Raw genomic sequence first — 8,725 nt, 5'->3', positions numbered from 1 at the left:
GTCGTCGGACGGGCTGAACTTCGGCCCGTCCGGCGACGGCGTCCCCGGGCTTCGGCCGGTCGCCGCGCACGATGTGGCCATGACCCTGGACCGTCCCGCGTACCGCATCAAGCGGCTGCTGCTCGGCAGACCGCTCACCACCGAGCGCATCAGTGAGGAGAAGCTCGACAACCGGACGGCGCTCGGGGTGCTCGCCTCCGACTGCGTCAGTTCGTCCGCGTACGGCTCCGAGGAGATGCTCCGGGTCCTGGTGCCGGTGATCGGTGCCGCGGCGTTCACCCTGCTGATGCCGGTGACCGGCGCGATCCTGCTGGTGCTGCTGCTCCTGACGCTCTGTTACAGCGATGTCGTCATGATCTACACCCGGGCGGGCGGTTCGTACGTCGTCGCGCGGGAGAACTTCGGGCCGAACGTCGCGCAGATCGCCGCCGTCGCCCTGCTCGTCGACTACATCGTGACCGTCGCCGTCCAGGTCTCGGCCGGCACCAACGCGCTGATCTCGCTCGCCCATCTGGCCGGGAACGGCTTCACCGGCCTCGACCACCTCCAGCTCCCCGTCTCCGTCGGCGTGATCGTGCTGCTCGCGTACGGGAACCTGCGCGGCATCCGCGAGGCGGGCCGGGCGTTCGCGCTGCCCGCCTATCTGTTCATGGCCGCGGTCGGGCTGGTGCTCGCCGTCGCCGCGGTGCGCGGGATCACCGGCGAGCTCCCGCGCGCCGACCTGCACGCCCCCGGCGTCGTACCGATCGGCACTCCGGGCGACGGCTGGCTCTACGGGGCCTCGCTCTTCATCGTGCTGCGCTCCTTCGCCAACGGGGGCTCCTCGCTCACCGGCCTCGAAGCGATCTCCAACGGGATCTCCGCCTTCCGCGAGCCGCAGGGCCGCAACGCCCGCCGCACCCTGATCACGATGAGCTGCGTGCTGGGCGTCCTGGTCCTCGGCGTCTCCACGATGGCCCACTTCACCCACGCCGTCCCGTACGCCGACGGGACCCCGACGGTCATCGCGCAGGAGGCGCACTTCGCCTTCGGCGGCGGGCCGCTCGGCACGGCCGGGCTGGTCTTCGTGCAGCTGGCGACCGCGCTGGTCCTGTACACCGGCGCCAACACGCCGTTCACCGGCTTCCCGTTCCTCGCCAGTTTCGTGGCCGAGGACCGGTTCCTGCCGAGGGTGCTGACCCGGCGCGGGCACCGGCTCGCGTTCTCCAACGGCATCATCTCGCTGGCCGTGGTCTCACTGGCCCTGCTGCTGGCCACCGGGGCCAGTGTGGACCGGCTGGTGGCGCTGTACGCGATCGGTGTGTTCACCGCGTTCACCATGGCCGGGGCCGGTCTCACCGCGTACCACCTGCGGCGCCGCGAACGGCACCGCCGGATCAAGATCGGGGTGAACGCGCTCGCGTCGGCGATCTCGGCCGCCGTGGTGCTGATCTTCGCGGTCACCAAGTTCACCGAGGGCGCCTGGCTGGTCGTGGTGATCTTCCCGCTCGGCGTGTGGGGGCTGACCCGGATCAACCGCGAGTACCGGCACGAGGCCGCCGCGCTCCAGGCCATCCAGGCACCGGGCGCCGACCGCCCCCGCGACCGGCGCCACCTGGTCTTCGTCCTGGTCGAGACCCTCGACCTGGCGACGCTCAAGGCACTGCGGTACGCGCACGAGCTGCGCCCGGACGAGATCCGGGCCGTGCACTTCGCGATCGACGAGGCGCACGGCAGGCGGCTGGCCGCCCGCTGGGAGGCGACCGCCGCCACCTCTGTCCCCCTCGACCTGGTGGCGTGCCCGGACCGGCGGCTGCGCCACGCGATGAAGGAGCTGGCCGCCCGGACCACCGAGGACGACCACACCGCGCTGACGGTCCTGGTGCCGCGCCGGATGTACACCAACATGCTCGGCAAGATGCTGCACCGGGGCACCGGCGAGCAGATGGCGAAGGCGCTGGGACAGCTGCCGCACGTGGCGGTGACGATCCTGCCGTTCGACGTCTCGCGCGCGCTGCGGGCCCTGGAGGAGGGACGCGACCCGGACTCGGACTGACCGGGGCGCGGCCGGGAGCGGCCGGGAGCGGATGCCGCGCAGCGCGCGCGGCTGCTCCGAGGCGTACCCGGGTGCCGCGAGGCGCGAGCAGGGGCTACGAGGCGTGTGCCTTGCGTTCGTCGTACGCCGCGCGCGCCTCCTGCACCGCGCCCACGCTGCGTTCGGCCCAGCGTGCCAGCGCCCACACCTGCTCGGCGGCCTCCCGGCCCAGTTCGGTGAGCGCGTAGTCGACCCGCGGCGGGATCACCGGCTTGGCGTCCCGGTGCACGAATCCGTCGCGCTCCAGGGTCTGGAGGGTCTGGGCCAGCATCTTCTCGCTGACCCCGCCCACCTCCCGGCGCAGCTCGCTGAACCGGTACGAGCGCTCCAGCAGGGCGGCCAGGACCAGCACGCCCCAGCGGCTGGTGACATGTTCGAGCACCGGCCGGGAGGGACACAGCGGCCGGTTCACATCGGGGCGCGGATCCATTCCACTTACATTCACACCAGTACCTTACTTGCAAGTGGGTACTTACGAATAGTTAGTACACGTCCTACGGTGAGCGGTACGGGCCGGTGGATCGAACCCCGGCCCGCGTACCCCCAGGAGGAACCACCCATGAGCATCGTCGTAGCCGGAGCCACCGGAGCACTCGGCCGTCTGGTCGTCGAGGAACTGCTGGCCACCGTGGACGCGAGCGAGATCGTCGCCGTCGTCCGTGACGAGGAGAAGGCGGCCCCGCTGGCCGCCCGGGGCGTCGGGATCCGCGTCGCCGACTACGACCGGCCGGAGTCCCTGAAGGACGCCTTCCGGGCCGGGGACCGGGTCCTGCTCATCTCCGGCAGCGAGGTCGGCAGGCGGGTGCCGCAGCACGCCGCAGTCATCGACGCGGCCCGGACGGCGGGTGTGGCCCAGTTCGCGTACACCGGCATCCTGGGCGGGCCCGACGCCGATTTCCGGCTGGCCGACGAGCACCGGGCCACCGAGCGACTGATCCTCGAATCCGGCCTGCCGTACACCTTCCTGCGCAACGGCTGGTACACCGAGAACTACACGGCCAACCTGCCCCTGGTCCTGGCGCACGGCGCCGTCGTCGCCAACGCCGGTGACGGGCGGATCGCATCCGCCACCCGGGCCGACTACGCCGCCGCGGCCGCCGCGGTACTGACCGGCGAGGGCCACCTCGGTGCGGCCTACGAGCTGAGCGGCGACGTCGCCTGGTCGCTCGCCGAGTACGCGGCCGTCGTCTCGGCCGCCACCGGCAAGGAGATCGAGTACCGCGACGTCCCGGCCGCCGCGCACCAGGAGATCCTGACCGGCGCCGGGGTGCCCGAGCCCTTCGCGGCGATCCTGGTGGACGTCGACGAGGCGATCGGGCGCGGGCGGCTCGCCACCACCAGCGGCGACCTGGCCCGCCTGATCGGCCGTCCGACGACTCCGCTCGCCGAGACGGTGGCCGCCGCGGCGGCCCGCGCGTAACGCGGGTTTCCCCGCCCCCCAGGAGCCCCGTGTGTCATGACCGTATCCCGATACGGGTATGACACCGGGCTCTTCGCGGCGCTACCTTCGTGCGGTGACACAGATACGCCTGGAGGGCCCGTGAAGGGGATCAATGAACAGCGGGCGGGTCTCCTGTCCGGCTTCGGCGCCTACGCCCTGTGGGGTCTCGTCCCGCTCTTCTGGCCGCTGCTGAAGCCCGCCGGCGCGATCGAGATCCTCGCCCACCGCATGGCCTGGTCCCTCGGCTTCGTCCTCCTCGCCCTGCTGGTGCTGCGCCGCTGGTCCTGGATCGGCGAGCTGGTGCGGCAGCCGCGCAAGCTCGGCCTGGTCGCAGTGGCCGCCGCGACCATCACGGTCAACTGGGGCCTGTACATCTGGTCCGTGAACAACGGGCACGTGGTGGAGTCGTCGCTCGGCTACTTCATCAACCCGCTGGTCACCATCGCCATGGGCGTCCTCTTCCTCGGCGAGCGGCTGCGCCCGGTGCAGTGGGTAGCGGTCGGCACGGGCTTCGCGGCGGTGCTGGTGCTGGCGATCGGCTACGGGCGTCCGCCGTGGATCTCACTGACCCTGGCGTTCTCCTTCGCGACCTACGGCCTGATGAAGAAGAAGATCAACATGGGCGGCCTGGAGTCGCTCACTGCCGAGACCGCCGTGATGTTCCTGCCCGCGCTCGGCTATCTGCTGTGGCTGGGCGCCCGGGGCGAGTCGACCTTCGCGTCCGAGGGGACCGGCCACTCGGCGCTGCTGGTCTCGGCGGGGCTCGTCACGGCCGTTCCGCTGATCCTGTTCGGGGCGGCGGCGATCCGGGTGCCGCTCTCCACCCTGGGCCTGCTGCAGTACCTGGCGCCGGTCTTCCAGTTCGCCCTCGGCATCGTCTACTTCCACGAGGCGATGCCGCCGGAGCGGTGGGCCGGCTTCGGCCTGGTGTGGCTGGCACTGTCCCTGCTGACCTGGGACGCGTTCCGGACGGCACGGCGGACCCGGGCGCAGGTGCGCGCGGCACGGGAGGCGGCGGCACGGGAGGGCGCACGCCCTCACCCGGCCCCCCTCCCGGCCCCCGAGGAGCCCGCCCCCTCCACCCAGCCCTAATTTAACGTTACCCGGTTGCATTTTTAACTCGGTTGCGCTTCCCTGGTCCTCCACGGAACCGCAACCGAGGAGCCCGCATGCCCGCCTCCGTACCTCCCGTCCCCGCATCTCCCGTCCCCGCGTCTCCCGTCTCCGCGCTGATCGTCGGTTCGGGGCCGACCGGCCTGACGCTCGCCTGCGATCTGGCGCGCCGTTCGGTGGACGTGCGGATCATCGACCGGTCGCCCGGGTTCCCGCGCAGTTCCCGGGCGAAGGGCCCGAACCCCCGGTCCCTGGAGGTGCTGGCGGACCTGGGTGTCGCCGACCGGGTCCTGGCCGCGGGTTCGGCGCCGCTGCCGATGCGCAAGTACCGGGACGGGGTGCCGGTCGCCGACGCCGACCCGGCCGCGTCCCTGCGTCCGACGCCCGACGCCCCGTACGCCCATGGCCACCTGATCGCCCAGTGGCGGCTGGAGGAGATCCTCCGGGAGCGCCTCGCGGAGTTCGGTGTGCGGGTGGAGCTGGGCGCGGAGGCGGTCGGGCTGTCGGAGGCGGACGGCCTGGTGACCGTCGCCCTCGCGGACGGCCGGAGCATCGGCGCGCGGTACGTGGTGGGCTGCGACGGCGCCCACAGCCGGGTACGGAAGCTGATCGGGGTCCCGTTCGAGGGGACGACCACCCCGGAGCAGGCGATGGTCTGCGGGGACGTGGAGGTGGAGGGCCTGGACCGGGGCATCTGGCACCAGTGGTTCGACGAGGACGGTGCCGTGATGCTCTGCCCGATCCCGGGTACGCGGGCGGGCTGGTGGTTCCAGGCGGGGCCCGAGCGGGACGCGGCGGGCGCGCCCGTGCCCCCGTCCCTGGAGAGTTTCCGGCGGTTGTTCGCCAAGCACGCCCGGCTCCCGGCCGGCCGCCTGACCGGGGCCACGCTGCTGTCCTCGTACCGGGTCAACGAGCGGCTGGCCGGCCGCTACCGGGTGGGGCGGGTGCTGCTCGCCGGGGACGCCGCGCACGTCCACTCCATCGCGGGCGGGCTGGGCATGAACACCGGCATCCAGGACGCGTTCAACCTGGGCTGGAAGCTCGCCCTGGTCGCGGACGGCGGGGCGGACCCGCGTCTGCTGGACACGTACGAGGAGGAGCGGCTGCCGGTGGCGGCCCGGACCCTGGACCTCACCGCCGAACGGCTCCGGGCGACGCTCGAAGCGATCCGCCGTCCGGGCGGCGGCCTGGACACGGCGATCACCGGCGAGACGGCCGGTCTCGGCGTCGGCTACCCCTGGTCGTCGCTCGCGGGCGCCGGCTCGACTCCCCGCCTGCGTTCCGGTGACCGCGCCCCGGACGCCCCGTGCCGCGACACCGCGACGGGCCGCCCGGTCCGCCTCTTCGACGCCTTCGCGGGCCCGCACTTCACGCTGCTGGGCTTCGGCCCCGGCACGGCGGACGCGCTCCGGGCGGCGGAGGCGGCATACGGCCCGGTGGTCCGCGCGTACGGCGTGGACGCGGGCGCCGTACGCGACCTGACCGACGACGCCGCCCACGCCCGCACCGCCTACGGCATCTCCCCGTCCCCGGCCTCCCCCGGCACGCTCGTACTGATCCGCCCGGACAATCACGTGGCCCTGATCGCCCCGGCCGACGCGGCCCACGAGGTCACCGCCTACCTGGACGGCCTGACCGGCACACCCACCCCGCACTGAGCGGGGCGGGGCGGGGCGGCGGGAGACGGGGCCGGGGCGGTCCGCCGCGCGGCTCAGGTCGTGCCGGCGATCCAGCCGACCGTCTCCTCGACATGGCGGCCGTCGCTGCCCTGCGTGCCCATCCGGACCTCGTTGAACCGGATCTTGAATCCGTTCACGGTGACGTCGGCGATGCGGATGCCGGGCGTCTCGGGACCGTTGAACGTCTGGGTCATGGGCACCACGATCACTTCGGATCCGGCGGGGAACGGCGTCGGGAAGTTGACCTGCGTGAACGTGGACACGTCGCCGCCCGTCCTGGCCTGCGGCTCGTCGGTACGCAGCTGCAGCTTCCCGGTCTGGATCATGCTCATGGCGGGTTCCTCCTGTTTCGGGCCCTGGCCGTGGCCGCTGTCGGCTGCGGCCACCCGCCGGAGCCTGGTCCGGCCGCACCTCGTCCATGCGGCGCGCCGACGGACGAGTGAGCGCGATCGCGCCACCCAGGAAACGTTCCGCCAGCGGCGTGGGCACCACCGGTACGCGGTGACGAGCGCGGTCGAACCGGCACGGCAACGGACCGGGCGCGCAGGAGAGGTTGACCGGAACCCTTCGTATTGCGCCCGGTACCGCATTCCTGGGCGCGGCGTGGCGAACCGCCCGGCTCGCGCTCACGCACACGTCGCTCTCCCCCGGCATGCGGGCCGAGGCCCGGTGGCCCGAGGTCACCCGGGCGGAACGGCTCCCCCGGCCCGGGCGGGGGCAGCCAGATGGGCCTCTACGCGGGCGATCGTGCGGGCGTTGTCCTCGAACAGGTGGGCCCGCATGCCCACCGCCCGGGCCGCCTCGACATTCACCGCGACATCATCGATGAACAGGCAGCTCTCCGGCCGCGCGCCCAGAGCGGCGCACGCGGCCTCGAAGGCGCGCGGGTCCGGCTTCTCGATGCCGAGTTCGTGCGAGTACACGATGTGCCCGGCGTGCTCGACGAGTTCGTCGAAGCGGTACAGCGCCGCTTCCCGTTCCCGGGCCCCGACAAAGCTGTTGCTCAGGATGCCGATCCCGCACGTGCCCCACAGTCCCCGCACGTAGGCGATGAGTTCCGCGTTGGGCGTTCCCAGGTACTCCGCCCAGAGGTCGGCCACGAGGGCTTCGGTCCGGGACGCGTCGAGCCCCAGGCGTACGGCCAGCTGCTCGTGCACCTCTCGTTCGCCGATGCTCCCGATGCTCCCGGCCCGCCACACGTCCCGCATCCGCTCATGCACCGTGCCGGGCGGCAGCGCCAGTCGCTCCTCCCATCTCCGCTCCCACCCGGTGTCCGGCGTCATCTCCAGTACGCCGCCGATGTCCAGAATCACGCAGGTCTCCGCCACGCGAGCCCTCCCTCTTCGCTCCGGTCGCCGGTGCGATCCGCGGATCCACCGTCACCCCTTCCCCTGGGGCAGGGTCAAGGCGCGGGACCGGTCCGGTGGTTCGGCCGGAGGGGTACCCCCCTGCGGAGAAACGTGACACTTCACGGGTCGACTGTCATGTCGCACAAGGCGATCGGGGACGCCGGGTGTGCTCACCGGCTCCACGCGAGCAGCTCGTCGATCACCGGCTCCTCACCACCGCCGCCGAGGTGGGCGATGGCCGCGAACGGGGCAATCACCTGGCTCCAGGCGCGGAGCCGGTCGCCGTCGAGCCCGCACGCCGCCGCCACTCGCGCGCAGCGGTCCTCGACACCCTCCAGCCCGGCACCGGCCACGACGTAGTCCACGGCGTCGAAGCACGGGTCACCCACACATGCCTTCGGGTCGATGGCCATCAGGCCGCGCTCCGTGCCGCCGGCGAGCGCGTTGCCCAGGTGCAGGTCGCCGTGGAGCAGCACGGTTGCCGCTTCCGTGTCCAGCAGCCGCTCGCACCGCCGGATGGCCCTGTCCCATACGGTGACGTCCATCCGCGCACTGATCGCGGGCTCGGACAGCCGTCTGCCGACCCGGGTGAACGCCTCCTCGCACCGGCCCCGCAGCACACGCGGTGGCCGCGGCGGCGGAGCGACCCCGTGCAACGCGGCGAGCAGATCCGCCCACTGTCCGGGGAGCGAAACGGCCGGCATGTCCTCCGCCGGTGTTCCGGGCACGACTTCCTCCAGCACCATGGCGCCCGCGTCCTCGTCGGCGGCCAGCACGGCGGGCACCCGGCCCGAGGCGGCGAACCACCTCAGCATTCCGGCCTGCTCGACCAGCAGGGCCCGCTCCGGACTGATCTTCAGTACCGCGGGCGTGCCGTCGGGCCAGCGGCACCGCAACGCGACCGACGAGGCACCGTCCGGGAGGGGCTCCCCGAGCGAAAGTCCCCACCGGGACGTCAGCCGTGCGATCAGGCTCGGCGTATCGGCGCACCATTCGGCGATCTGCGGGCCGAATCGGCGAACCAATCGCTCGGTGACGCCCTCCACATCCAGCAGCGGTCGTTCCATAC

8 protein-coding genes are annotated in these 8,725 nt (G+C 72.7%); 4 read left to right on the top strand and 4 right to left on the bottom strand.

Features of this window, described 5'->3' with window-relative positions; genetic code table 11:
* Positions 1-79: 79 nt before the first annotated feature.
* On the top strand, positions 80-2,035 hold the full coding sequence (locus ACFCV8_RS06055; RefSeq protein ID WP_376684044.1) for an APC family permease: 1,956 nt from the start codon (positions 80-82) through the stop codon (positions 2,033-2,035).
* 94 nt (positions 2,036-2,129) lie between these two features.
* Here the strand turns inward: ACFCV8_RS06055 and ACFCV8_RS06050 are convergent, their stop codons facing one another.
* Positions 2,130-2,504, bottom strand: a complete 375-nt coding sequence (locus ACFCV8_RS06050; RefSeq protein ID WP_376684043.1) for a winged helix-turn-helix transcriptional regulator — start codon at positions 2,502-2,504, stop codon at positions 2,130-2,132.
* A 129-nt stretch (positions 2,505-2,633) separates the two neighbouring features.
* Here ACFCV8_RS06050 and ACFCV8_RS06045 point away from each other — a divergent pair, with 129 nt between their 5' ends.
* The 3 genes from ACFCV8_RS06045 to ACFCV8_RS06035 all read left to right on the top strand — a co-directional run bounded on the left by ACFCV8_RS06045 (position 2,634) and on the right by ACFCV8_RS06035 (position 6,286).
* Complete coding sequence (locus tag ACFCV8_RS06045; protein WP_376684037.1) at positions 2,634-3,494, top strand: SDR family oxidoreductase; 861 nt, start codon at positions 2,634-2,636, stop codon at positions 3,492-3,494.
* A gap of 120 nt (positions 3,495-3,614) precedes the next feature.
* Complete coding sequence (gene rarD / locus ACFCV8_RS06040; protein WP_376684036.1) at positions 3,615-4,607, top strand: EamA family transporter RarD; 993 nt, start codon at positions 3,615-3,617, stop codon at positions 4,605-4,607.
* A 77-nt stretch (positions 4,608-4,684) separates the two neighbouring features.
* Complete coding sequence (locus ACFCV8_RS06035) at positions 4,685-6,286, top strand: FAD-dependent monooxygenase (protein ID WP_376684035.1); 1,602 nt, start codon at positions 4,685-4,687, stop codon at positions 6,284-6,286.
* 53 nt (positions 6,287-6,339) lie between these two features.
* Here the strand turns inward: ACFCV8_RS06035 and ACFCV8_RS06030 are convergent, their stop codons facing one another.
* The 3 genes from ACFCV8_RS06030 to ACFCV8_RS06020 all read right to left on the bottom strand — a co-directional run bounded on the left by ACFCV8_RS06030 (position 6,340) and on the right by ACFCV8_RS06020 (position 8,723).
* Positions 6,340-6,639 carry a hypothetical protein gene (locus ACFCV8_RS06030; protein ID WP_376684034.1) on the bottom strand — a complete coding sequence of 100 codons (300 nt, stop codon included), beginning with the start codon at positions 6,637-6,639 and terminating at the stop codon, positions 6,340-6,342.
* Between the two features lie 348 nt (positions 6,640-6,987).
* A complete protein-coding gene (locus tag ACFCV8_RS06025; protein ID WP_376684033.1) occupies positions 6,988-7,635 on the bottom strand; it encodes an HAD family hydrolase in 648 nt (215 codons plus the stop codon).
* Between the two features lie 191 nt (positions 7,636-7,826).
* A complete protein-coding gene (locus tag ACFCV8_RS06020) occupies positions 7,827-8,723 on the bottom strand; it encodes an aminoglycoside phosphotransferase family protein (RefSeq protein ID WP_376684032.1) in 897 nt (298 codons plus the stop codon).
* Between the last annotated feature and the right edge of the window lie 2 nt (positions 8,724-8,725).

The sequence above is a fragment of the Streptomyces sp. NPDC056347 genome (assembly GCF_042262625.1).
In the GTDB taxonomy this organism is placed as follows: Bacteria; Actinomycetota; Actinomycetes; order Streptomycetales; family Streptomycetaceae; genus Streptomyces.
The sequence above is the reverse complement of the archived record's forward strand: the minus strand, read 5'-3'. Positions and strand labels throughout refer to the sequence as shown.

Bases quoted from the DNA above. Each gene is read 5' to 3' on its own strand.
- ACFCV8_RS06055 (WP_376684044.1), top strand. From the start codon at position 80: ATGACCCTGGACCGTCCCGCGTACCGCATCAAGCGGCTGCTGCTCGGC.
- ACFCV8_RS06050 (WP_376684043.1), bottom strand. From the start codon at position 2,504: ATGGATCCGCGCCCCGATGTGAACCGGCCGCTGTGTCCCTCCCGGCCG.
- ACFCV8_RS06045 (WP_376684037.1), top strand. From the start codon at position 2,634: ATGAGCATCGTCGTAGCCGGAGCCACCGGAGCACTCGGCCGTCTGGTC.
- ACFCV8_RS06035 (WP_376684035.1), top strand. From the start codon at position 4,685: ATGCCCGCCTCCGTACCTCCCGTCCCCGCATCTCCCGTCCCCGCGTCT.
- ACFCV8_RS06030 (WP_376684034.1), bottom strand. From the start codon at position 6,639: ATGAGCATGATCCAGACCGGGAAGCTGCAGCTGCGTACCGACGAGCCG.
- ACFCV8_RS06020 (WP_376684032.1), bottom strand. From the start codon at position 8,723: ATGGAACGACCGCTGCTGGATGTGGAGGGCGTCACCGAGCGATTGGTT.